The following is a 23,769-nucleotide window of genomic DNA, read 5'->3' as shown; positions in this document are numbered from 1 at the left end:
GCAGCATGTTCAAAGGCTTTTTCGACGGCGTACCGCCGGGGCGCGACTGGTTCTACGGCGTGCGCACGTTCGCAGCGTCGATGCTGGCGCTGTACATCGCGCTGATGATGGAACTGCCCCGTCCCTACTGGGCGATGGCGACGGTCTACATCGTCTCGAGCCCGTTCGTGGCGCCGACCAGTTCCAAGGCGCTGTACCGCGCGGCCGGCACATTGCTCGGCGCTGCGGCGTCCGTGGTGCTGGTGCCGATGTTTGTGCAGACGCCTTTTTTGCTGGCGGTGGTCATCGCGCTGTGGACCGGCACCCTGCTCTTTCTGTCCCTGCATCTGCGCACGGCCAACAGCTACGCGCTGATGCTGGCGGGCTACACCATGCCGCTGATTTCCTTCCCGGTGGTCGACAACCCGCAAGCGGTGTTCGATATCGCCGTCTCGCGTACCGAGGAAATCTTCCTCGGCATCGTCTGCGCCGCAGTGGTCGGCGCAATGTTCTGGCCACGTCGGCTGGCGCCGGTGCTGGTCGATGCCATGGGCAAGTGGTTCAAGGACGCCTCGGCCTACAGCGACCTGTTCCTCTCCCGCAGCGCCACGCCGGAAGCGGTCGGCGGCCTGCGCACGGCCATGGTCGGCACGTTCAACAGCCTGGAGCTGATGATTGGCCAGTTGCCCCACGAAGGCGCCCATCGCCAGACCGTGCGCAACGCCAAGGAGCTGCGCGGCCGGATGATTCACCTGCTGCCGGTGATCGATGCCCTGGACGATGCCCTCTGGGCGCTGGAACGACGTTCGCCCGAGCACGTCGCCGACCTCGCGCCGCTGTTGATCGAGTGCCGCGACTGGGTCGAGCAGACCGCCGAAGGCGCGCCGATCAAATACTGGAAGGCGCTGCACACCGAGCTCGACCGGCTGCAACCCACGCCTGCGCAGATCGACGATCGCCGGCAACTGTTGCTGTCGAACGCGCTGTATCGGCTGCGCGAATGGATCGACCTGTGGCAGGACTGCCGCAGCCTGCAGCACGCCATCGAAACCGACGATCACTCGGCATGGCGCGCGGTGTATCGCCACTGGCGGCTGGGGCGGCTGTCGCCGTTTCTCGATCGGGGCATGATGCTGTATTCGGTGGCGACCTCGGTCAGCGCCATCATCGTCGCGTCGGTGCTGTGGATCATGCTCGGCTGGCAGGACGGCGCGAGCGCGGTGGCACTGGCGGCCGTGTCGTGCAGCTTCTTCGCGGCGATGGACGACCCCGCGCCACAGATCTACCGCTTCTTCTTCTGGACCATGATGTCGGTGATCTTCGCCAGCCTCTATCTGTTTGTGGTGCTGCCCAACCTGCACGACTTCCCGATGCTGGTGCTGGCGTTTTCGGTGCCGTTTATCTGCGTCGGCACCCTGACCGTGCAGCCGAAGTTCTACCTCGGCACGCTGCTGACCATCGTCAACACTTCGTCCTTCATCAGTATCCAGAGCGCCTACGACGCCGACTTCGTCAACTTCGTCAATTCAAACCTGGCCGGGCCGGCGGGTCTAGCATTCGCCTTCGTCTGGACGCTGATCGTCAGGCCATTCGGCACTGAAGTGGCAGCCAGGCGCATGACCCGCTTCAGTTGGCGGGACATCGTCTCCCTCAGCGAAGACGCCACCCTGGCCGAGCACCGGCACATGGGCGTGCGCATGCTCGACCGTTTGATGCAGCACCTGCCGCGCCTGGCGATCACCGCGCAGGATTCCACCAGTGCGCTGCGCGAGGCGCGCGTTGCCCTGAACATGCTGGATCTACTGGCGTACATGCCCCGGGTCGAGCCGGCGCCGCGTCAGTTGCTGCGCCAGGTCGCCACCGAAGTCGGCGCGCACTTCCGCGCCTGCCTGAAAGCCCGGGAGCGTTTGCCGGCCCCTAAAGGTCTGTTGATGACCATGGACCGCGCACGCCGCGCGCTGACATTCAACGGCACTGGTGATGACGCAGCGCGAATGAATCTGCTGCACGCCCTCAGTGGCTTGCGCCTGGCGCTGCTGCCGGGTGTGGAGATCGTCGATGTGCTCGCCGAGCAGGAAGAACAACCGCCCTATGGCATCGATGGAGCGCCGTTATGATCGGTGATGTGGACATCAGCGGGATCTTCCTGCCGACCTTTCTGGTGCTGATGGGCATCGCTTACCTGATTTTTCTGGTGGTGCACGCCGTGTTGACGCGCGCCCGCTTCTACCGCCTGGTCTGGCACCGGGCTTTGTTCAACGTCGGTCTATACGCTCTGCTGCTCGGCGTCGTGGATACCCTAAGTCGATACCTGATGAAATGAAAAAACCTCTTCTGACGCTGGGCCGCGTGGTCCTGACCCTGCTGGTTGTCACCCTCGCCGCGATCGTTGTGTGGCGCATGGTGATGTATTACATGTACGCGCCGTGGACCCGCGACGGACACATCCGCGCCGACGTGATCCAGATCGCCCCCGACGTTTCGGGGCTGATCGAGAAGGTCGCGGTGAGCGACAACCAACCGGTCAAGAAAGGCCAGTTGCTGTTCACCATCGACCAGGACCGCTTCCGCCTCGCCTTGCGCCAGGCCCAGGCCACCGTCGCCGAGCGCAAGGAAACCTGGGAACAGGCCCAGCGCGAGAACCGCCGTAACCGCAGCCTCGGCAATCTGGTCGCCCGCGAACAGCTGGAAGAAAGCCAGTCCAGGGAAGCCCGCGCGCTGTCGGCGTTGAACGAAGCGCAGGTGGCCGTCGATTCGGCGCAATTGAACCTGGACCGCTCGGTGATCCGCAGCCCGGTGGACGGCTACCTCAACGACCGCGCGCCCCGCGACCGCGAATTCGTCAGCGCCGGGCGTCCGGTGCTGTCGGTGGTGGACAGCAACTCGTTCCACATCGATGGCTACTTCGAAGAAACCAAGCTGGACGGCATTCACATCGGCTCCGGCGTGGACATCCGCGTGATCGGCGACAACGCGCGCCTGCGCGGCCATGTGGTAAGCATCGTCGCCGCCATCGAAGACCGCGACCGCAGCAGCGGCTCGAACCTGCTGCCCAACGTGAATCCGGCCTTCAGCTGGGTGCGACTGGCCCAGCGGATTCCGGTACGCATTGCGTTCGATGACGTGCCGGCGGACTTCCGCATGATTGCCGGGCGCACGGCGACGGTGTCGATCATCGATGACGCCCGCACAGATGCTCAGGGAAATGACCAACCCGTCCAGCCAGGAGCGCCGAAATGAAACACCGCGCACGCCTGCTGACCGTGGGCATGGGCTTGCTGTTGTCGGCTTGCACCGTGGTCGGCCCGGATTACAAGTTGCCCGATGAAGCCGCCGTCAATCGCCCCGATCTGCAAGGCGAACTGGCGGGTTCGTCGACCAATGTGGTGTCGGCGCCTGTGCCGGCTGACTGGTGGCGCCTGTATCACGATCCGAAGCTCGACGAGTTGGTGGGTCAGGCGCTGGTGTCGAGCACTGACCTGCGCGTCGCTGCGGCGAACCTGCAACGGGCGCGCTTTCAGATGAGCGAAGCGGACGCGGCCGGCGGCTGGAGCGGCACGGCCAAAGCCGGCGCGCAGCGCTTGCAGGAAGCCGGGCAGGCCTATCTGCTGCCGGAAAAAGTGCCGGTGTCCAATGTCGGTGATGTCGGCCTGACCACTTCTTACCAGTTCGATCTGTTTGGCGTGTTGCAGCGCGGCATCGAAGCCGCCCAGGCCAACGCCGACGCGACCCAGGCGGCTGCCGACACGGCGCGCATCACGTTGGTGGCTGATGTGGTTCGCGCGTACACGCAGGTCTGTGCCGCCAACGAAGAACGCAACATCGCCCTGCACTCCCTGGACCTACAGCAGCAGAGCCTGAGCCTGACCCAACGCCTGCGCGACGCCGGCCGTGGCGATGAAACCCAGGTGACGCGCTCGCAAACCCAGTTCCGTTCGCTGCGGGCCGAGTTGCCGCGTTACGAAGCGGCGCAGAAGTCGGCGCTGTATCGCCTGTCGATGCTCCTCGCCCGTCCGCTGAACCAGTTGCCCAACGGGGTGGCGGAATGCGCCGAGCTGCCGCACATCGCCCAAGTGATGCCGGTGGGCGATGGCGCCGCGCTGCTCAAGCGCCGCCCCGATGTGCGCCAGGCAGAACGGCGGCTGGCGATGTCGACGGCGGCCATTGGTGTGGCGACGGGCGAGCTGTATCCCGACATCAGCATCGGCGCGACGGTGGGTACTGTGGGGATTCTGGACGAACTGGGCGATCCGTCGACCAACCGCTGGGGCTTTGGCGGGGTGATCAATTGGACCATCCCGTCCAATGGCGCCCGGGCGCGGATTCATATCGCCGAAGCGTCAAATCAGGTAGCGCTGGCGCGCTTTGACGGCGTGGTGCTGAACGCCATCCGCGAGGCCCAGACCGGCTTGTCGCAGTACACCGCCCTGCTGGAACGCCGCGATGCGCTGGTTGAAACCGAAGAGTCGGCGCGCCAGGCGGCGGACCAGACCCATCGGTTCTTCCTGGCCGGCCGTGAATCCTTCCTCGCCGACCTGCAAGCCACCCGCACCTACACCGACATCACCGCGCAACTGGCGGCGGCCAACACACAGGTGGCGATGGGGCAGATCGACCTGTTCCTGGCGCTGGGCGGGGGTTGGGAGAACGGGCATAAGTAAGTTCTCGCAGGTTGGCGCGCACTCTTTGTTGTGGGACCGGCTTTAGCCGGGAAGGCGTCGGTCGCCACACCGCAAAATTGATGTCGCTCAAACGGGCCTCTTCCCGGCTGAAGCCGGTCCCACTATGGGTACGCAGTCCCACTCACTCGCCGCGTATTCGCTTGGAATTGAACCCCTGCCGGCCGGTACTGCCTGATTCTTAATCATTGAGTCCTATCCGCCCGGAGGCACCCCCGATGCGCACGCTTGAACTGGCAGACAAAACCGTCCCCGTTATCGGTCAGGGCACCTGGCACATGGGTGAGGACCGCCATCAGTTCGAGGCGGAAGTCTCGGCGCTGCAACTGGGCATCGACCTGGGCCTGACGCTGATCGACACCGCCGAGATGTACGGCGAAGGCGGCGCCGAGCAAGTGGTCGGCGAGGCAATCGCCGGGCGTCGCGACGAGGTCATGCTGGTGAGCAAGGTCTACCCGCACAACGCCAGCCGCGCGGGCATTCCGGCGGCGTGCGAGCGCAGCCTCAAGCGCATGAACACCGACTACATCGACCTGTATTTGCTCCACTGGGCCGGTCAGTACCCGCTGGAAGAAACCGTTGAGGCTTTCGAGCGCCTGCGTGAAGCCGGCAAGATCGGCCGCTGGGGCGTGTCAAATTTTGACGTGTCCGACCTGCTCGAGCTCGACTCGCTGGGCCTTGGCGGCGGGTGTGCCACCAACCAGGTGCTGTACAACCCGGAAGAGCGCGGCATCGAATACGACCTGCTGCCCTGGATGCAAACCGCGCGGATGCCGCTGATGGCGTACTGCCCGATTGGCCAGGCGGGCAACTTGCTGATGAACCCTGCCATTCTTGAAGTCGCCGAACGCCACGACGCCACCCCGGCGCAGATCAGCCTGGCGTGGGTGCTTCGGCAGGACGGCGTAATCGCCATTCCCAAGGCCGTCACCCCTCATCATCTGGAATTGAACGCTGCGGCAGTTGATATCGAGCTGTCCATCGAGGATGAATTGCTGATTGATTTGTCATGGCCGGCACCACTGCGCAAGACCTCGCTGTCGATGGTCTGAAGACGCCCGTTTTTGTAGGAGCGCGCTTGCCCGCGAATGCAGACTGCCAGCCAACATCGATTTCGCTGGCTGACCCGTTTCGCGGGCAAGCGCGCTCCTACAATGACCGCGATCAAATCGTAACCATCTGATACAAACCGTCACAAAACTGTCAAAACCCCTTGCGATGATGCCGCTTTCGATTTCGTGCCCTGCGGGGCACTTCCCGTCTGCGAGCCTTCATGAATCAACGCATCGCCCACCATCTGGATTCCGATCTGTTTGGCTTGCTGTACGGCTACCGTTTTCGTCCCGGCGAGCCTGGCCGCGAGCTGGATTCGACGGCCGCGCTGGAATGCCTGCGCCAGCCAACCGCGCCGGACGAGTTTGTCTGGCTGCACCTGAACCTCGCCCACGCCAGTTGCGAACGCTGGCTGAAAACCAACCTCGACCTGCCCGACGAGTTTCTCGAAGCGCTGCACGAAGGTTCACGCTCCACGCGCATCGAACACGTCGACTCCGCCCTGCTCGCGGTGGTCAACGACGTGGTGTTCGACTTCAACCGCGTCTCTACCGACATCGCCACGTTGTGGGTCTGCGTGCGCAGCAACCTGATGATCTCCGCGCGCCATCAGCCGTTGCGCTCGGTGGACCGGCTGCGCTCTTCAGTGAAACAGGGCGAAACCTTCCGCTCCCCCCTCGAACTGCTTGCCCACCTGCTGCGCGACCAGAGCGACGTGCTGAGCCAGTTCATGCGCAAGACCAGCCTCAGCGTCGACAAAATCGAAGACCAGCTCCTCTCCCAACGCCTGAGCAACAACCGCACGGAACTGGGCGCCATGCGTCGGGTGCTGGTGCGCCTGCAACGGCTGCTGGCGCTGGAGCCCGGCTCGCTGATGCGCCTGCTGCACCGACCGCCGCAATGGCTGTTGGAGGAAGATTTGCAAGAACTGCGGCAATCCACCGAAGAGTCGGCGTTGGTGATCAGCGACCTCACGGCCCTCGGCGAACGGATCAAACTGCTGCAGGAAGAAATCGCCGCCAACCTCAACGAACAGAGCAGCCGCACGCTGTTCACCCTGACGGTGGTCACGGTGCTGGCGCTGCCCATCAATATCGTGGCTGGTTTTTTCGGGATGAATGTCGGGGGCATTCCACTGGCCAGTGATCCTCACGGGTTCTGGGTACTGGTGGCGCTGGTAGCGACCTTTACGTTTATCGCCGGACGTTGGGCATTTCGAAAAAGTCGGGAGTATTAAACGCCGTTAATCATAAATCTGACGACCCGCCCCGACCGTCATGGGTAAGGGCGGGAAATCAGGCTTATGTTGAGTGGGGCGAACTTATGCCGCAGGAATTGAGGTTCTAAGCAGGCTACTATCTACTCGACAATGTAGACGTCACCCTTAAAGTTCTTTCCTGAATTAAATGTTCTGAGATCTTTGCCTTGTTTGATGAAATCTTGAAGTTCATGCTCAGCGCCCTTGGTGTTCTGGATAAAAATAAAGTAAGCCGTCACCTCGCCGGGTTTGACGTCGGACCGTAGCTGGATGGATTTGGATTTGAGTGGCTCGTCAGGACTAACGGCCGTTTCCGGCGCAGTCAGTATCGGATCGGTGGAAGCAGCACGACCATTTTCGTCAAACAAGCAAAGTACATACTTGTAGATCTGAATTTGCTTGGTAAATACTTCAACCGTGAACTCAACGCCTCGTTCAATAACATCTCTCGGGTTCTTCCCTGTCACGTAGGGCTTATCGTATGGGTGTTGGGTTTTATCGTTAGCGACCATGATTGCATTCCTTAGCAAGTAACATCACTGGATAAATTGAGTGAGGACCGAACCTCGATTTCACACTAGCCTATTCAGCCCCTGAGGCTTCAGATTTCCCGTCATCATGGACGAATGGTTAGAACGATTCGCGATGACTTAAATAGCCAAACTTTAAAACCTGGCGAGTTTAAATACTGGCGGTATCCGTCTGCGGAACCGAGAGCCGGTCTAGACAACGCATCCGTTGGTCTGGATCTCGATCTATCCACGCATCAATTGATCCACGTCGCATTTTTGTCACATTTTGAAATGATCATGTCTGCCATCCCCCTCAACAGGATCGCAACCCATGGCAACCCCCTCACTGGCTCAACGCCCTCTGCAACAGGGGCCCGGACTGAGTGCTCAATTCGGCCGCAAGCCTGGCGTGATGACGATGGTGATTTTCTTCGTCGTGCTGGTATTGGGCCTGTTTTACACCGGCTACAGCCTCAAGCAGGACATGGATGATCTGGGCACTGTGGTCCTGACCTGGACCCCGTTCATTCTGCTGGGCGTGGCGCTGGTCATTGCGCTGGGCTTTGAGTTCGTCAACGGTTTCCACGACACCGCCAACGCTGTCGCCACCGTGATCTACACCCACTCCCTGCCGCCGAACTTTGCCGTGGTCTGGTCGGGAGCGTTCAACTTCCTGGGTGTGCTGTTTTCCAGCGGTGCAGTGGCCTTCGGCATCATTGCGCTGCTGCCGGTCGAGCTGATCCTGCAAGTCGGCTCGTCGGCGGGCTACGCGATGATCTTCGCCCTGCTGATCGCGGCGATCCTGTGGAACCTCGGCACCTGGTGGCTGGGTCTGCCGGCCTCGTCTTCCCACACGCTGATCGGCTCGATCATCGGCGTCGGTATCGCCAACGCGCTAATGCATGGCCGCGACGGCACCAGCGGTGTCGACTGGTCCCAGGCGACCAAAGTCGGTTATTCGCTGCTCCTCTCGCCGCTGGTGGGCTTCACCTGCGCCGCGCTGTTGCTGATGGCGCTGCGCATGTTCGTGAAGAACCGCGCGCTGTACAAAGCGCCAGAAGGCAACAAGCCGCCGCCGATCTGGATTCGCGGTCTGTTGATCCTGACCTGCACCGGCGTGTCCTTCGCCCACGGCTCGAACGACGGCCAGAAAGGCATGGGCCTGATCATGCTGATTCTGGTGGGTACGCTGCCAATGGCCTACGCGCTGAACCGCGCCATGCCGGCCGATCAGTCGGTGCAGTTCGCGGCGGTCGCTCAAGTCACGCAACAGGCCCTGAGCAAAGCGTCGCCGCTGCCTGCGCCGGCCGACTCGCGCCAGACGCTGTCGGTCTACATCCGCGACAAGCAGGCGACCCCGGAGCTGGTGCCCGCGCTGGCGGTGATGGCCGGCAAGATCGGCGATCAGGTCGCCAGTTACGGCTCACTGGCCAAGGTGCCGGCCGAGGCCACCGCCAACGTGCGGAACGACATGTACCTGACCTCCGAAGCCATCCGCGTGATGGACAAGAACAAGGTGGGCAACTTTGACGCCGACACCCAGGCCAAGGTCGACACGTTCAAGCAGCAGATCGATACCGCCACACGCTTCATCCCGCTGTGGGTCAAGGTGGCTGTCGCCATCGCGTTGGGCCTGGGCACCATGGTGGGCTGGAAGCGGATCGTGATCACCGTCGGTGAGAAGATCGGCAAAACCCACCTGACCTACGCCCAGGGCGCATCGGCCGAAGTCGTCGCGATGCTGACCATTGGCGCGGCGGACATGTATGGATTGCCGGTTTCAACCACCCACGTCTTGTCTTCCGGGGTGGCCGGGGCCATGGTCGCCAACGGCTCCGGCCTGCAGATGCGCACCCTGCGCAATCTGGCAATGGCATGGGTACTGACCCTGCCTGCCGCGATTCTGTTGTCGGGCAGCCTGTACTGGCTGTTCACCCAGATTTTCTGATTTTCAAGAGTCTCCCGTACTCTCCTTCAGGCGCCTCGGCGCCTGTTTTTTTGCCCGGTGCTTTTTAGTGGGACCGGCTTCAGCCGGGAAGAGGCCTGTGTAAAGACCCTCAATCCTCCGGCGTGACGCGCAACGCCTTCCCGGCTAAAGCCGGTCCCACAAAGCGCGCTCCTACAGGGTTCTTCACCACCCAGGCATTCGCATCCAGCCCTCGGATCCGTACAAACCGGGCATATCTCTAACGGTTATAAAAATATGGAATTCAGTTCTTTTACGGAATAAATGGGAGCCTTTATAACGGGTGCACTTGTCACAAGCCCACCGATTCCGCTCGAAGGATTTCTCATGGATGTTTTCTGGTTTCTACCGACACACGGCGACGGCCATTACCTGGGCACGACCAAGGGCGCGCGCCCGGTCACGCTCAATTACCTCAAGCAGGTCGCCCAGGCCGCCGATGATCTGGGTTACCACGGTGTACTGATTCCGACCGGCCGTTCCTGCGAAGACTCCTGGGTGATCGCATCGGCCCTCGTGCCGTTGACCGAGCGTCTGCGCTACCTGGTGGCGATTCGTCCAGGGATCATCTCTCCGACCGTTTCCGCACGCATGGCCGCGACCCTGGATCGTCTGTCTGGCGGACGCCTGCTGATCAACGTCGTGACCGGTGGCGATCCCGATGAAAACCGTGGCGATGGCAGTTTCCTCGATCACAGCGAACGTTACGAAGTCACCGACGAGTTCCTGAAGATCTGGCGCCGCGTGTTGCAGGGCGAAGCCGTGGACTTCGAAGGCAAGCACCTTAGGGTGCAGAACGCCAAAGCCCTGTACCCGCCGATCCAGAAGCCCTATCCGCCACTGTATTTCGGTGGCTCCTCCGAGGCGGCCCATGAACTCGCCGCCGAGCAGGTTGACGTTTATCTCACCTGGGGCGAGCCCCCTGCGGCCGTGGCCGAGAAGCTGGCGGACGTGCGTGAGCGGGCCGCGCGTAACGGTCGCACCGTCAAGTTCGGTATCCGTCTGCACGTGATCGTCCGCGAGACCAGCGAAGAAGCCTGGAAAGCCGCCGATACCCTGATCGAGCACATCAGCGATGACACCATCGCCGCCGCGCAGAAATCCTTCTCGCGTTTCGACTCCGAAGGCCAGCGCCGCATGGCAGCCCTGCACGACGGTCGCCGGGACAACCTGGAAATAGCCCCCAACCTGTGGGCCGGCGTCGGCTTGGTGCGGGGCGGCGCGGGCACGGCGCTGGTGGGCAATCCCCAGGAAGTCGCCGCACGCATCAAGGAATATGCGGACCTGGGCATCGAAAGCTTCATCTTCTCCGGCTACCCGCATCTGGAAGAAGCCTACCGCTTCGCCGAACTGGTGTTCCCGCTGCTGCCCGAGCCGTATCGCAGCCTGGCAGGCCGCGGCATCACCAACCTCACCGGCCCGTTCGGCGAGATGATTGCCAACGACTTGCCGCCGCAGAAGTAAGTTTCAGCGCCGCCCCCTGTAGGAGGGACCGGGGTGGCGCTCCACCTTGCCCGCGATAGCAGATCCATCCGCACCCCCTGCTTCAAGTGACCCATCGCGAGCAAGCTCACTCCTACACACCCGTTTGCCGCGCGGCCGCGCTGCGCCTGGGAACCGGTTGATCTGCCAGCGCGACAACGGCCATCGCGACAAGGAGTCCTCCATGACAGCCCGCTTACCGTTCCAACCACAAGTGACCCCCATGCAGCTATTGACGCTACCACCCTCGCCGGCCCTGGCCACTTCGATCCGCGCCACCGCGCAGGTGTTCGAGGACCCGAGGTCCCAGGCGCTGCTGGCCCACATCGAACAAGTCGCGCCCAGCGATGCCAGCGTGCTGATCATCGGCGAAACCGGCACCGGCAAAGAGCTGGTGGCGCGCCACATCCACAACCTGAGCAGCCGCCGTCACCAGCCGTTTGTGGCGGTCAACTGCGGCGCATTTTCTGAGTCGCTGGTGGAAGCCGAGCTGTTCGGCCAGGAAAAAGGCGCGTTCACCGGTGCCCTCACCGCCAAAGCCGGCTGGTTTGAAGAAGCCAACGGCGGCACCCTGTTTCTTGACGAAATCGGCGATCTGCCCCTGGCGATCCAGGTCAAGCTGCTGCGCGTCTTGCAGGAGCGCGAAGTAGTGCGGCTGGGCTCGCGCAAGAGCACGCCGATCAACGTGCGGGTGCTGGCCGCCACCAACGTGCAACTGGAACGCGCCATTAACGCCGGGCACTTTCGCGAAGACCTGTTCTATCGCCTGAACGTCGTCAATCTGGAGCTGAGCACGCTGCGCGAACGGCCCGGCGACATCATGCCGCTGAGCCGGCACTTCATCGACGTCTACAGCCAGCGTCTGGGTTGCGGGCCGATCCAGATCAGTGCCGATGCCGAGCACAAGCTGCGCACCTACGGCTGGCCGGGGAATATTCGCGAGCTGGAAAACGTCATTCACCACACCCTGCTGATCTGCCGCAATGGCGTGATTCAGTCCAGCGATCTGCGCCTGTCCAACCTGCGCCTTGAGCGTCAGGAGGATTCAGCCCCCGCCGTCGACGATTCGACCGAAGCGCTGCTGGCCCGGGCGTTCCAGCGTCTGTTCGAGGAGCAGGCCGGCGCGCTGCACGAGAAGGTCGAAGACGCCTTGTTGCGCGCGGCCTATCGTTTCAGCCACTGCAATCAGGTGCACACCGCGCAATTGCTGGGGTTGAGCCGCAACGTCGTGCGCGCGCGACTGATCAAGATCGGCGAACTGGCCGTCAACAAACGCCGTCCCGGTGAGCAGACCCAGGGTGAACGGATGCTGCACTTGTCGGTGTGAGCCCACAGCCGTGCTACCTGTGGGACTGCGTTCACTCCTGACGCGGTCCTACGATTTCCCCTGCCACTTCGTACGCGTTGAAGATCATCGACGTCGCCCGGTGTTGACGAATCAATTCCCACATATCCCCTTCGCCCTGCTCGGCATTCTCGAACGCGCGCGCGCAGTCGGTCTTCGACCGCCATTGCACGTGGCTGAGCACCCGCTGGCGGTCTTCACTGACCTGCACGCTGGCGCGGACAAAGCCTGGGTAGGTGCGGGTGAATTGCTCGAAACGCTCGTGGAGCGCCCCGACCAGCCCGGCCTGATGGCGCGGATCGACGGTGAACTCAACGAACTGACTGAAAGGAAGATGAGCGGCTGCGGGTGTCATGAACGTTCTCCACGGATGACGGTTGATGCTGAACAGGATGCTGCGCCAACCGGCATGGCCCCATACGATTCTTGCGCCGGTGCGCCACTTGCCAAGCCGGTCCGGCCAAGCGATGCTGCGCAAGATAAAACCTCCAGTTAACTGGAGGTCAAGCATCGTTCGGCACACAGGAAGACTGCATGCTCACCCAGGACAACCCGCCCATCGCCCGCGAACTCACCGTCGGCCAGCTGTCCGCGCGCAGCGGCGTGGCCATCACCGCGCTGCGCTTTTACGAGGCCAAAGGCCTGATCAGCAGCCAGCGCAACGCCGGTAATCAACGTCGCTACCCCCGGGACGTGCTGCGTCGGGTGGCCTTGATCAAAACCGCTCAGCGCCTGGGCATTCCGCTGGCGACGATCCAGACCGCACTGCAAACCCTGCCCCAAGACCGCGCGCCCAGCGTTGAAGACTGGACGCGGCTGTCCGAGCGCTGGAAAACCGATCTGGATGAACGCATCAGCCGCCTCACCGCCCTGCGCGACCAACTCAATGGCTGCATCGGTTGCGGCTGCCTCTCGATGGAGGCCTGCCCGCTGCGCAACTTCGGCGACAGCCTGAGCGCGCAAGGCGCCGGGCCGCGCCTGCTGGATCAGGATTGAAGGTTTTGCGGACTGACCAGGGTGCCGGCGAGGGTCTGGTCGGCCAGTGACAGATGCATCTGCTGCATCGCTTGATTGAGCTGGTTGGTGGCCTGAATCAGCGAGTTGGTCATGGCCATGATTTCCATCTGCAACTGGCGCAGTTTGCCTTCCCGGGCGCGAGGCGAGAGCGATCGGTCGCTCATGAACGCGTGCATGTCCTGCATGCGTTTGGCGATGCGCGCCTGAATCGAGCGGATCAGTTTGAGCTGCTCCTTGATCCGGTCAGGCAGGTGCGTGGCGTCGATGTCGGCGTTCTTGTCACCCTTCTTCGCCGCTTTCTGCGCGTCCGGTGACAGCAGCACTTCGATGCCCTGACGCACCTGATCGGCGGCACTGAGGGTCTGCTGCGGGTCGTCAGTGCCGAGGGGGTTTGACGTAGCCGTTTGCGGCAGCAGCATCGCTGCTTCGGCAGGGTTTCTGAAACTCAAGCTCAACATGAACGATGGCCTCCATAGCCCTGTCCGATCGCTGACGTCCCTGTCGCCTCGCGATGAGAAGCGGGCGGTCTTACCGGGTCGATAAGGGGCTTTCGGCTCGTTCGGAGCGTGCTTTAGGAGGCGCTGCGGAAATTGTGTCGTGGTCGACACAATTTCTTGTCCAGTCAGCCTGGCACGTTGCTCGCCGCCGCCAGTCGCGCCGCCAGCGCTTTGGCCTGCAACGCCACGTCGGTGACGGCGGTGCTTTCCCACCACAGCCCGCGCAAGGGCGGGCCCATGGCGAACAACCGCGAGGAGTAGCGCCCTTCGGCGTCCATCACGGCGCCGCCCGCGTCGGCGGCAATGCCCAGCGCCAGCGGCCCCGGCTGAATCAGACCGCGGGCCAGCAGATTGCGCGGCAGGGCACGATCGACCCGGCGCCAGTCGTATTGAATGCCGGTCGAGTTGATCAACGCTGCCCCATGCTCCGTGGCGGCCATGTCCTGCCCGCGATAGCGAACGGTGATACAGATCTGTCCGCCCTGAGCGCCCTCAACGCTGAGCAACGAGGCAGCGTGGATGTGCAGGCGCCCTTCGCCGATCAGCCGCTCCAGCAACTGCGCACTGGGCGGTGGCGAGCGGTGGTGATGGCTTTCCCACCAGGGCCGGACATGGCGTACGAATTGGCGCCGCTGCAGGTCAGACGCCTGACTCCACAGCCGCGGAATATGCACGCGCACCGTGTCGAGCGGCGCCTGCCAGTCGATGCCCTGGGCCGCCGCCTGCGCGCACTGCTCGCGCAAGGCCCTGACCAGTTGCCGGGTGCTGCGAATGTTCGGGTCGGCAGCGAGAAAATCCGGCCACGTCGGCGGCTGGCGACGCACGTGGGGCAGCAGGCCATGGCGGGAAAACACGTCGATCGGCCCGCGGTGACCGGCTTGCTCCAGGGACACCACGGCGTCGACCATGGTCAGGCCCGAGCCGATGATCAGCACTCGGCCCTGGGGGTCGAGCTGGCCCATGGCATTGACGTCCCACGGATCGACAGCGGCAGCGTTGAGGGCATTTGAATCGCGCTGAGGCGTGCGCGCGGCGGCGAACATGCCCGTTGCCAGCACACCGAAGCGGCCAGTCAGGTGTTCGCCGCTGGCGAGGGTCAGGCGCAGGCTGGTGGCGTCAGTCTGCAGGTCGGTCACCTCGCCGCGCACGTGCTCGACGGTCGAACCGTGACGCTCGCCCACCGCCCGGGCCTCAGCCAGGCGCTGCTGGACGTACAGACCGAAAATTCCCCGCGGCGGAAACAGCTCGGCCACCGGCACGTGCTGCTGATCAGACTCCGGCCAGCCGCCGGCGGCGATGTAGTCGGTCAGCCAGCGGGTGAGATCATCGACGTCGTCCGGATCGACGCTCATGCGCGCGGCGTTGCCGTTCAGCGTATGGCCCAGTTCGGTGGCGCTGTAGGCCTCGCCCCGGCCCAACTCGCTGCGTGACTCGACGATGACGATGCGCCGTTGTCCCGGCAGGCGCAGCAGTTGCACCGCCAGCATGGTGCCGCTGAGGCCACCGCCGACGATGAGGATGCCGGCGTCAGGTCCATTGTGTTCAGCGCTCATTGCCTTTCCCCTTCTCTTCGCCCCGCGGGCGCGCACGGCTGATTATGGACAGCGTGCCCTTGCTCGTCGATCAGAGACGATTCGAGATAAAGCCTGGCGTGAAAAACGCCACGCCAAATAGTCAACTCCGTAGGAGCCGGCTTGCTGGCGAACGCGATGGATTAACCACGAATTTTGACCTGACACCCCACAGACAATTGTAGGAGCGCGCTTGCCCGCGAATGCGGTGGGTCAGGTGTGAGGATGTCGTCTCATCAACCGCGTTCGCCAGCAAGCCGGCTCCTACGGGGAACGGCGCACTATCGAGAATCGTCAGCGTGAGCGAGATCTTCGCACTATCGAAATCCACAGGCGTCTACGGGACCGTAGCAACGCGTGCGATCGTCGTCATACCCACCGTCCGTAGGAGCCGGCTTGCTGGCGAACGCGATCGTTCTGTGACTCACCCAGCGCCTGACACACCTCATTCGTGGGCAAGCGCGCTCCTGCAATGATCGGCGCCCGGCAAGATGTTTCAGACGGGTGATGGGCGGATCAGCCCTTGCGCTTCATGTCCAGTCGCCGCAGATGGCAGGTCACTTCTTCGCGGTCGTGGTACAGCTGCTTGCAACCGATGGCGACCTTGACGCCGCGCGCCTTGAAGCCGTCTTCGATGCGCTCCAGCAAACGCCGCACTTCGGCATAACGCTGTTTCATCGGCAACTTGAGATTGACCACGGCCTCGCGGCACAGACCTTCGCCGAGCCAGGTTTCCAGCAGCGCGGCGTTACGCGCAGGCTTTTCGACGATGTCGCAGACCATCCAGTCCACCGGCTGGCGGGGCTTGAAGGTGAAGCCGTCCGCCATCAAATGCTGCACCAACCCGGTGTCCATCAGGCTTTCGGCCATCGGTCCGTTATCGATCGCGGTGACCAGCATGCCGCGCCGCACCAGTTGGTAGGTCCAGCCACCGGGGGCTGCACCGAGGTCGACGCCGGTCATGTCGCCCGACAGGCGCTCCTCCCACTGATCCCGGGGGATGAAGTGGTGCCAGGCCTCTTCGAGCTTGAGGGTGGAGCGGCTGGGCGCTTCCCGGGGAAATTTCAGGCGCGGAATGCCCATGGGCCACATTGCCGAGTTGTTTGCGTCGGCCAGACCGAGAAACACTTCGCGTCCGCTTTTAAAGGTCAGCAGCAAACGCGGCAGGCTCGGGTTGTCGATCAGCTTGCCGGCCTTCTCCAGCGCCTTGCGCAACGGCGCCTCGAACTTGCGGCAGAAGGTCGAGAGTTCCTTGCCGTCATTGGTGTCGACCACTTCCAGCCACAGGCTGCCGCACGGCGCAAACCCGGCCATGTGCTCGAGGATCACGCTGATGCGGTCAGTTTCAGGCAACTGGACAAACACGCCACGGGCCCACTGCCGGGGGAAAATCAGCTCGCGGAACTTCAGGCTGTTCATCAGGCGCTCCGCACCATCGGCCTCGGTGCAGATGAATTCGGCAAAGGCGGCGTCGGTCTTGGCCTTCGCGTAGCCGGACACCTCAAGGCGAGCGGCGTGCTCGCTGAGTTCCGAGCAGACCTCGCTTTCGAAGCCGGGGCGGCAATGCATGAAAAGGGTGTTCACGGGACGGTCTCCTCGCGCGCCACGAATCGGATCGCGGCGCAAGCTGTACATGAGGATTAACCTCAATGACTCGAAAGCGGCGCATGATAGCCGAATCAGGAACCACTGGCTCAGCCGGTGGGTCCAGTACTACTCAACGATCACTTAAAGGCGCCAACCAGAGCGCTGCTGCAAGCCCGTCTTACCGTCGATCGCCCGTCCGCGCGTACTGCACGGACCGTCAAGGAGTCAGTCATGCCCTCCCTCGATAGCCTGAAAAGCCTCAAAACCCTCGAAGTCAACGACAAGACCTACCACTACTTCAGCCTCCCGGATGCCGCGCGCACGCTGGGCAATCTCGACAAACTGCCCATGTCGCTCAAGGTGCTGCTGGAAAACCTGCTGCGCTGGGAAGACAACCACACGGTGACCGGCGACGACCTCAAGGCCCTCGCCGACTGGCTGACCGAGCGCAAATCCCACCGGGAAATCCAGTACCGCCCCGCCCGCGTGCTGATGCAGGATTTCACCGGCGTGCCGGCGGTGGTTGACCTCGCCGCCATGCGTGCCGCCGTGGCCAAGGCCGGTGGCGATCCCCAGCGCATCAACCCGCTGTCGCCGGTGGACCTGGTCATCGATCACTCAGTCATGGTCGACCGTTTCGGCGACGACAAGGCCTTTGGAGAGAACGTCGACATCGAGATGCAGCGCAACGGCGAGCGTTACGCGTTCCTGCGCTGGGGCCAGAGCGCGTTCGATAATTTCAGCGTGGTGCCGCCGGGTACCGGCATCTGCCATCAGGTCAACCTGGAATACCTCGGCCGCACCGTGTGGACCAAGGAAGAAGACGGCCGCACCTACGCCTTCCCGGACACGCTGGTTGGTACCGATTCCCACACCACCATGATCAACGGCCTCGGCGTACTCGGTTGGGGCGTCGGCGGTATCGAAGCGGAAGCGGCCATGCTCGGCCAACCGGTGTCGATGCTGATTCCGGAAGTCATCGGCTTCAAGCTCAGCGGCAAGCTGCGCGAAGGCATCACCGCCACCGACCTGGTGCTGACCGTGACGCAAATGCTGCGCAAGAAAGGCGTGGTCGGTAAATTCGTCGAATTCTATGGCGATGGCCTGGCGGACTTGCCGCTGGCGGACCGCGCCACCATCGCCAACATGGCGCCGGAATACGGCGCAACGTGCGGTTTCTTCCCGGTCGACGACGTCACGCTAGAGTACCTGCGCCTGTCGGGGCGTCCGGACGAAGCGGTGAAATTGGTCGAAGCCTATTGCAAGGCCCAGGGCCTGTGGCGCTTGCCCGGTCAGGAGCCGGCGTTCACCGATGCGCTGGAGCTGGACATGGGCTCGGTGGTCGCCAGCCTCGCAGGCCCTAAACGTCCCCAGGATCGCGTCGCCCTTCCCGATGTGTCCAAGGCCTTCAGCGACTTCCTGGGGCTGGCGGTCAGCCCGAGCAAGCACGAAGAAGGCCGACTGGAAAGCGAAGGCGGCGGCGGTGTCGCAGTGGGCAACGCCGCCCAGGTGGGCGAGGCTGAGTATGAATACAACGGCCAGACCTATCGCCTGAAGAACGGCGCGGTGGTCATCGCTGCCATCACCTCCTGCACCAACACCTCAAACCCCAGCGTGATGATGGCGGCCGGGCTGCTGGCGAAAAAGGCCGTGGAGAAAGGCCTGCAGCGCAAACCGTGGGTCAAGAGTTCGCTGGCGCCGGGCTCGAAGGTCGTGACCGATTACTACAATGCAGCCGGTCTCACCCAGTATCTCGATCAGTTGGGCTTCGACCTGGTGGGCTACGGCTGCACCACCTGCATCGGCAACTCCGGACCGCTTCCTGACCCGATTGAAAAAGCCATTCAGCAATCGGACCTGACCGTCGCGTCGGTGCTCTCGGGCAACCGCAATTTCGAAGGACGCGTGCATCCGCTGGTGAAAACCAACTGGCTGGCCTCCCCGCCGCTGGTGGTCGCTTATGCGTTGGCCGGCACCGTGCGCACCGACCTGAGCAGCGAACCCCTGGGCAAAGGCAGCGATGGCAAGCCGGTGTACCTGCGTGACATCTGGCCGAGCCAGCAGGAGATCGCCGACGCGGTCATGAACGTCAGCACCGGCATGTTTCACAAGGAATACGCGGAGGTGTTCGCCGGCGATGAGCAGTGGCAGGCCATTGAGGTGCCCGAGGCGGCGACCTACGTCTGGCAGCCGGACTCGACCTACATCCAGCACCCGCCGTTCTTCGAGGACGTCGCCGGTCCGCTTCCGGTTATCGCCGACGTGCAGCAGGCTCGCGTGCTGGCGGTGCTGGGCGACTCGGTGACCACCGACCACATCTCCCCCGCCGGCAACATCAAACTTGATAGCCCGGCCGGTCGCTACCTGCGCAGCAAGGGCGTGGAGTACAAGGACTTCAACTCCTATGGCTCGCGGCGTGGCAACCATGAAGTGATGATGCGCGGCACCTTCGCCAACATCCGCATTCGCAACGAAATGCTCGGCGGCGAAGAAGGCGGCTACACGCTGCACGTGCCCACCGACGAGAAGCTGCCGATCTATGACGCAGCCATGCGTTATCAGGAAGAAGGCACGCCGCTGGTGGTCATTGCCGGGCAGGAATACGGTACTGGCTCCAGTCGCGACTGGGCGGCGAAAGGCACCAATCTGCTGGGCGTCAAAGCGGTGATTGCCGAGAGTTTCGAGCGCATCCACCGTTCCAACCTGGTCGGCATGGGCGTGCTGCCCCTGCAGTTCAAGGCTGGCGAGAGCCGCAAAACCCTGGGCCTGACCGGCAAGGAAGTGCTCAACATCACCGGACTCACCGGCGCCACTCTGCAACCGGGCATGAGCCTGGCGGTGCAGATCACCCGTGAGGATGGCCAGCAGGAAAACATCGACGTGCTGTGCCGGATCGATACCCTGAACGAGGTGGAATACTTCAAGGCGGGAGGGATTCTGCACTACGTGTTGCGGCAATTGATTGCGTCCTGAGCCTCATCCCGGCGGAAGCCGGTCTCGCTGTCAGTGGGACTGGCTTTAGCCGGGGAGGCGTCAGATGCCACAACGCAATATCAATGGTGCTCAAACCGGCCTCTTCCCGGCTGAAGCCGGTCCTACGGGCACACCGCGTGCAATTAGTGGGACCGGCTTTAGCCGGGAAGGCGTCGTCTGCCTCAACGCAAATTGCCAGCGTCTAACCCAAATCCCTCGTCATCAGAAACGCCCTACACTACCTTCGCCCAGCATCCACGAAACAATCGGACCAGCTCCCTGCTGATCTGACATACACACGCGTTTAATCAACGTTAAAATCGCCAGTCTATTCCGACGCTCAAGGACGACTTCATGTCGGTGCAACGCTGGACAACCCTCTTTCTGCTCTCTCTCGGCTACTGCCTGGCGCTGCTCTACGGCCAGTTGAGCGTGCCCGTGGTTGTCACGTTCGGCCTGCTGATCATGGCCGCCATCTGTGTCAGCCATTTCCAGCACCGCGCCGTGCGCCTCTTCGGCCACGCCCTGTTTATCGCCGTCGCAGCGGGGCTGGCCAGTCACTGGTGGCCGGGTTTCCTTAGCACAAGGGCGATTGCCGGCGTGCGCCTCAGCCCCGAGGCCGCGCCCTATTCGATGTACCTGAATCTCGACAAGCCCCTCATCGGCGTCTGGATCGCAATCGCCTGCCCTTGGGTGTTTATCGCGTTTGGTCCACGACGCTGGCTGGGCGTCACCAGCATTGCTCTTCCCTTCACCGCCGCAGCATGTTTATCAACAGCGCTGCTGCTGGGCGTCGTCGGCTGGTCGCCCAAGTGGCCCGAGCAAACGGGCATCTGGGCGTTGAACAACCTGCTGCTGGTCGCACTGACCGAGGAACTGTTTTTTCGGGGTTACCTGCAAGGGAGCCTGAAACGATGGCTGCAACCTCTGCCCTGCCACGACGCCCTCGCAATCGTGCTGGCGTCCGCATTGTTCGGCCTGGCGCACCTCGGCGCTGGCTGGGAATGGGCGCTTCTCGCGGGCATCGCAGGCACAGGTTACGGAGTGGCTTATCGACTGGGCGGCCTGCCTGCTGCCGTGCTCACCCACTTTGGCCTAAACCTGCTGCATTTCAGCCTGTTCACCTATCCGATGTTCGACCGGTAAGCGTGTTTGAAGACACCCGAAATATGAAGCAGTTCACAAAAGCTTAATTTTTTTCGCTTCGGGCCGATAACCGTTCACAGCCTTCCTGGATCGAATAGCTCATGCGAAATAACCAGCCCATTACTCAACGCGAACGGACCTTCCCGGCGCAGCAACGGTTGATCTCTACCACCGATGCGCGCGGCGTCATCACCTATTGCAACGACGCCTTCATTGAAGTCAGCGGTTTTTCCCAGGATGAACTGATCACGTCGCCGCACAACACGGTGCGCCATCCAGACGTGCCATCGGCGGTTTTCGAACACATGTGGGCCACGCTCAAGCAGGGCTTGCCGTGGATGGGCATCGTCAAGAACCGTTGCAAAAACGGCGACCATTATTGGGTCAACGCTTACGTCACACCGGTCTTCGAGAACAAGCAGGTCGTGGGCTTCGAGTCCGTGCGCATCAAGCCGACCGCTGAACAGGTGCGTCGCGCCGAAGCACTCTATCAACGCCTGAACAGCGGCAAAAGTGCAGTGCCAAGCCGCGACAAATGGCTGCCGATGTTGCAGGACTGGCTGCCATTCATCCTGGTGAGCCAGGTGAGCTTTTTGATTGGTGTGTGGCTGAATTCCCATTGGGGCTTCCTGCTCGCCGCCGCGCTGTCCGTGCCGCTGGGCCTGCTGGGGTTGAGCTGGCAACAGCGTGGCCTCAAGCGCTTGTTGCGGCTGGCCGAGCAAACCACCTCCGACCCACTGATCGCGCAGATGTACACCGACAGTCGTGGCGCGCAAGCACGGCTGGAGATGTCGATCCTCAGCCAGGAAGCGCGCCTGAAGACCTGCCTCACCCGGCTGCAGGACACTGCCGAACACCTCAATGCCCAGGCGCGTCAGTCCGACACCCTGGCGCAGGCCAGCTCCACCGGCCTGGAACGTCAGCGCGTCGAAACCGAGCAGGTCGCCACCGCTGTCAACCAGATGGCCGCGACGACCCAGGAAGTGGCCAATCACGTGCAGCGCACCGCTGACGCCACCCAGCAGGCCAACGAGCTGACCCGCCGAGGCCGCGAGATTGCCAGCGACACCCGCGAAGCCATCCAGCGTCTGTCGGCCTCGGTGGGTGAAACCGGCCTGACCGTAACTCAGCTGGCGAAGGACAGCGATGAAATCGGCGGCGTTGTCGATGTCATCAAAGGCATCGCCGACCAGACCAACCTGCTGGCCCTCAACGCGGCGATCGAAGCCGCTCGCGCGGGCGAAATGGGTCGTGGCTTTGCCGTCGTCGCCGATGAAGTCCGCCAACTGGCGCAGCGCACCACCGAATCCACCGGCCAGATCCACGCCCTCATCGCCAAGCTGCAACAGACGGCGACCAACGCGGTGCAGACCATGAACACAGGGCGTCGCCAGGCTGAAGAAGGTGTCGAGCAGGTCATGGAAGCCGACAGGGCGCTGGTGGGCATCAGCGATGCAGTGGCCAACATCACCGACATGACCACGCAGATCGCCGCCGCCACCGAAGAGCAAAGCTCGGTGGCGGAAGAGGTCAGCCGCAACATCAGCACCATCGCGCACCTGGCCGACCAGACCTCCGACGAAGCCCGTCGCTCGGCCACGCTCAGTGCGGAGCTGACCCAGACCGCCAACACGCAATACTCATTGGTGGAGCGCTTTAACCGCTGAGTGATTGACGGGTTATGCGAAGGCCCCGGCAGATCGTCTGCCGGGGCCTTTTTGTTGGTATCAGGATTTAAGTAGGACATTTCTGAAAATCGTTGGAGCGTGTGGTTTTTGAGTTTGAAGCGGGCCTGGGGCATTGACAGGATTTGTCGAACTCTATTAGTTGATTATTGAAAGACGATAAATAGTTACCACCATCGGTGGAGTATTTTTTGGTCTGGACGACTAATTTAATTTGCACTCTCTCTGCGAATGAAAGCGTAGAGGTGTGTTCGATGGAGAAATTAATGAATAGTGAACGCCTCGCCTCCCCGTCCATTCCAGCAGCTGAGTCGGACGGCTTGTTGCTAACCAGCGAACTCGAGAATGGTTTGGTCGTCATCCTTGATGTGCCGGACTTCGTTAGAAGTGGTGACGCATATCAGCTGTTACTTAATAGCGAAGCAGTTGGCCCTACGCAAGCCTTTCCAATCCCAAATCCTGGAACTAGCGATAAGGTGACCGCTTACCTTCAACAAGATGAGTTCGTAAGTGATGGCATTTATGAAATCGCCTACCGCTACATCACCTACCCAGGGGGAAACATCGCTGAGTCGGGGCCTACACGGGTTCGAGTAGACCGAACAAAACCCGGCGCCACCCTCCTCGCTCCCCTCATCTTCCCCACCGCCACCTTCGGCGATCAACTCGTTGGCCTGCTCCCTGGCTACGCCGGCATGGAACCCGGCGATGTCATCCAGACATTACTCAACGGCGTCGAAGGCCCGTCCCATAAGGTCCAGACGGAAGAGCTCACCCTCCGGCCAGTTGAAATCGCTTTCAGCCGCGAACACTTGCAAGCCCATGCAGCGGAAAACGTGTCCGTCGAGTATTTCGTCACCGACCGCGCGGGCAACGTATCCATCACCAGCCTGCCGACCCTGGTTTCAGTAAAATTGTAACCAGCGTTCAGGCTATTCAACTGAATACCAAAGTTAACCACCTCCACGCTTATGCGTGGAGGTTTTGTCAATAAATTTGCCCGGAAAAAATATTTTCAA

At 62.4% G+C, this 23,769-nt stretch carries 19 protein-coding genes; 14 read left to right on the top strand and 5 right to left on the bottom strand.

Annotated elements, in window-relative coordinates; genetic code table 11:
- The first annotated feature begins 5 nt into the window (after positions 1-5).
- From ACQKEN_RS20565 to ACQKEN_RS20540, 6 genes are all read left to right on the top strand, one after another.
- A complete protein-coding gene (locus ACQKEN_RS20565) occupies positions 6-2,096 on the top strand; it encodes an FUSC family protein (protein WP_427688339.1) in 2,091 nt (696 codons plus the stop codon).
- Positions 2,093-2,302 (top strand): DUF1656 domain-containing protein, encoded by a 210-nt coding sequence (locus ACQKEN_RS20560; protein WP_065988670.1) that lies wholly within the window; start codon positions 2,093-2,095, stop codon positions 2,300-2,302. Before ACQKEN_RS20565 ends, ACQKEN_RS20560 begins: the two co-directional genes overlap by 4 nt.
- Positions 2,299-3,219 carry an efflux RND transporter periplasmic adaptor subunit gene (locus ACQKEN_RS20555; RefSeq protein WP_427688294.1) on the top strand — a complete coding sequence of 307 codons (921 nt, stop codon included), beginning with the start codon at positions 2,299-2,301 and terminating at the stop codon, positions 3,217-3,219. Before ACQKEN_RS20560 ends, ACQKEN_RS20555 begins: the two co-directional genes overlap by 4 nt.
- Positions 3,216-4,640: an efflux transporter outer membrane subunit gene (locus tag ACQKEN_RS20550; protein WP_427688292.1), complete on the top strand. Its 1,425-nt coding sequence runs from the start codon at positions 3,216-3,218 to the stop codon at positions 4,638-4,640. Before ACQKEN_RS20555 ends, ACQKEN_RS20550 begins: the two co-directional genes overlap by 4 nt.
- A 236-nt stretch (positions 4,641-4,876) precedes the next feature.
- Positions 4,877-5,710, top strand: a complete 834-nt coding sequence (locus tag ACQKEN_RS20545; RefSeq protein ID WP_427688290.1) for an aldo/keto reductase — start codon at positions 4,877-4,879, stop codon at positions 5,708-5,710.
- A gap of 221 nt (positions 5,711-5,931) precedes the next feature.
- Complete coding sequence (locus ACQKEN_RS20540) at positions 5,932-6,948, top strand: transporter (protein WP_427688288.1); 1,017 nt, start codon at positions 5,932-5,934, stop codon at positions 6,946-6,948.
- 122 nt (positions 6,949-7,070) lie between these two features.
- Here the strand turns inward: ACQKEN_RS20540 and ACQKEN_RS20535 are convergent, their stop codons facing one another.
- Complete coding sequence (locus tag ACQKEN_RS20535) at positions 7,071-7,481, bottom strand: hypothetical protein (RefSeq protein WP_427688286.1); 411 nt, start codon at positions 7,479-7,481, stop codon at positions 7,071-7,073.
- A gap of 331 nt (positions 7,482-7,812) precedes the next feature.
- Between ACQKEN_RS20535 and ACQKEN_RS20530 the strand changes: the two genes are divergently transcribed.
- The 3 genes from ACQKEN_RS20530 (at position 7,813) to ACQKEN_RS20520 (ending at position 12,256) form a co-directional block, all read left to right on the top strand.
- Entirely contained in the window at positions 7,813-9,429 is a 1,617-nt protein-coding gene (locus ACQKEN_RS20530) for an inorganic phosphate transporter (protein WP_427688284.1), read from the top strand.
- A gap of 345 nt (positions 9,430-9,774) precedes the next feature.
- Positions 9,775-10,911, top strand: a complete 1,137-nt coding sequence (ssuD, locus tag ACQKEN_RS20525) for an FMNH2-dependent alkanesulfonate monooxygenase (RefSeq protein ID WP_172612785.1) — start codon at positions 9,775-9,777, stop codon at positions 10,909-10,911.
- Positions 10,912-11,152: 241 nt separating this feature from the next.
- A complete protein-coding gene (locus ACQKEN_RS20520) occupies positions 11,153-12,256 on the top strand; it encodes a sigma-54 interaction domain-containing protein (RefSeq protein WP_427688337.1) in 1,104 nt (367 codons plus the stop codon).
- A 31-nt stretch (positions 12,257-12,287) separates the two neighbouring features.
- Here the strand turns inward: ACQKEN_RS20520 and ACQKEN_RS20515 are convergent, their stop codons facing one another.
- On the bottom strand, positions 12,288-12,629 hold the full coding sequence (locus tag ACQKEN_RS20515; protein ID WP_427688282.1) for an antibiotic biosynthesis monooxygenase: 342 nt from the start codon (positions 12,627-12,629) through the stop codon (positions 12,288-12,290).
- A gap of 179 nt (positions 12,630-12,808) precedes the next feature.
- On the opposite strand from ACQKEN_RS20515, the gene soxR reads away from it, so the two are divergent.
- Positions 12,809-13,270 carry a redox-sensitive transcriptional activator SoxR gene (soxR, locus tag ACQKEN_RS20510; protein ID WP_427688280.1) on the top strand — a complete coding sequence of 154 codons (462 nt, stop codon included), beginning with the start codon at positions 12,809-12,811 and terminating at the stop codon, positions 13,268-13,270.
- On the opposite strand, the gene ACQKEN_RS20505 is transcribed toward soxR, so the two are convergent.
- The 3 genes from ACQKEN_RS20505 to rlmM form a co-directional block, all read right to left on the bottom strand.
- The gene (locus tag ACQKEN_RS20505; RefSeq protein ID WP_427688278.1) at positions 13,261-13,749 is read right to left on the bottom strand and encodes a hypothetical protein; all 489 of its coding nucleotides are present in this window, start codon (positions 13,747-13,749) and stop codon (positions 13,261-13,263) included. The genes soxR and ACQKEN_RS20505 overlap by 10 nt on opposite strands.
- Before the next feature lie 164 nt (positions 13,750-13,913).
- Positions 13,914-15,341 carry an FAD/NAD(P)-binding protein gene (locus ACQKEN_RS20500; RefSeq protein WP_427688276.1) on the bottom strand — a complete coding sequence of 476 codons (1,428 nt, stop codon included), beginning with the start codon at positions 15,339-15,341 and terminating at the stop codon, positions 13,914-13,916.
- A 534-nt stretch (positions 15,342-15,875) separates the two neighbouring features.
- Positions 15,876-16,943 carry a 23S rRNA (cytidine(2498)-2'-O)-methyltransferase RlmM gene (gene rlmM / locus ACQKEN_RS20495; protein WP_427688274.1) on the bottom strand — a complete coding sequence of 356 codons (1,068 nt, stop codon included), beginning with the start codon at positions 16,941-16,943 and terminating at the stop codon, positions 15,876-15,878.
- A 234-nt stretch (positions 16,944-17,177) separates the two neighbouring features.
- Between rlmM and acnA the strand changes: the two genes are divergently transcribed.
- From acnA to ACQKEN_RS20475, 4 genes are all read left to right on the top strand, one after another.
- Positions 17,178-19,919, top strand: coding sequence for an aconitate hydratase AcnA (gene acnA, locus ACQKEN_RS20490; RefSeq protein WP_427688272.1), 2,742 nt, complete (start codon positions 17,178-17,180; stop codon positions 19,917-19,919).
- Positions 19,920-20,273: 354 nt separating this feature from the next.
- Positions 20,274-21,065, top strand: coding sequence for a CPBP family intramembrane glutamic endopeptidase (locus tag ACQKEN_RS20485; protein ID WP_427688270.1), 792 nt, complete (start codon positions 20,274-20,276; stop codon positions 21,063-21,065).
- Between the two features lie 101 nt (positions 21,066-21,166).
- A complete protein-coding gene (locus ACQKEN_RS20480; RefSeq protein ID WP_427688268.1) occupies positions 21,167-22,732 on the top strand; it encodes a methyl-accepting chemotaxis protein in 1,566 nt (521 codons plus the stop codon).
- 284 nt (positions 22,733-23,016) lie between these two features.
- Positions 23,017-23,670: a hypothetical protein gene (locus ACQKEN_RS20475; protein ID WP_427688266.1), complete on the top strand. Its 654-nt coding sequence runs from the start codon at positions 23,017-23,019 to the stop codon at positions 23,668-23,670.
- The last annotated feature ends 99 nt before the right edge of the window (positions 23,671-23,769 follow it).

Source organism: Pseudomonas sp. NPDC078416, assembly GCF_050268485.1.
Taxonomy (GTDB): Bacteria; Pseudomonadota; Gammaproteobacteria; order Pseudomonadales; family Pseudomonadaceae; genus Aquipseudomonas.
This window is presented reverse-complemented; position numbering and strand designations above follow the sequence as displayed.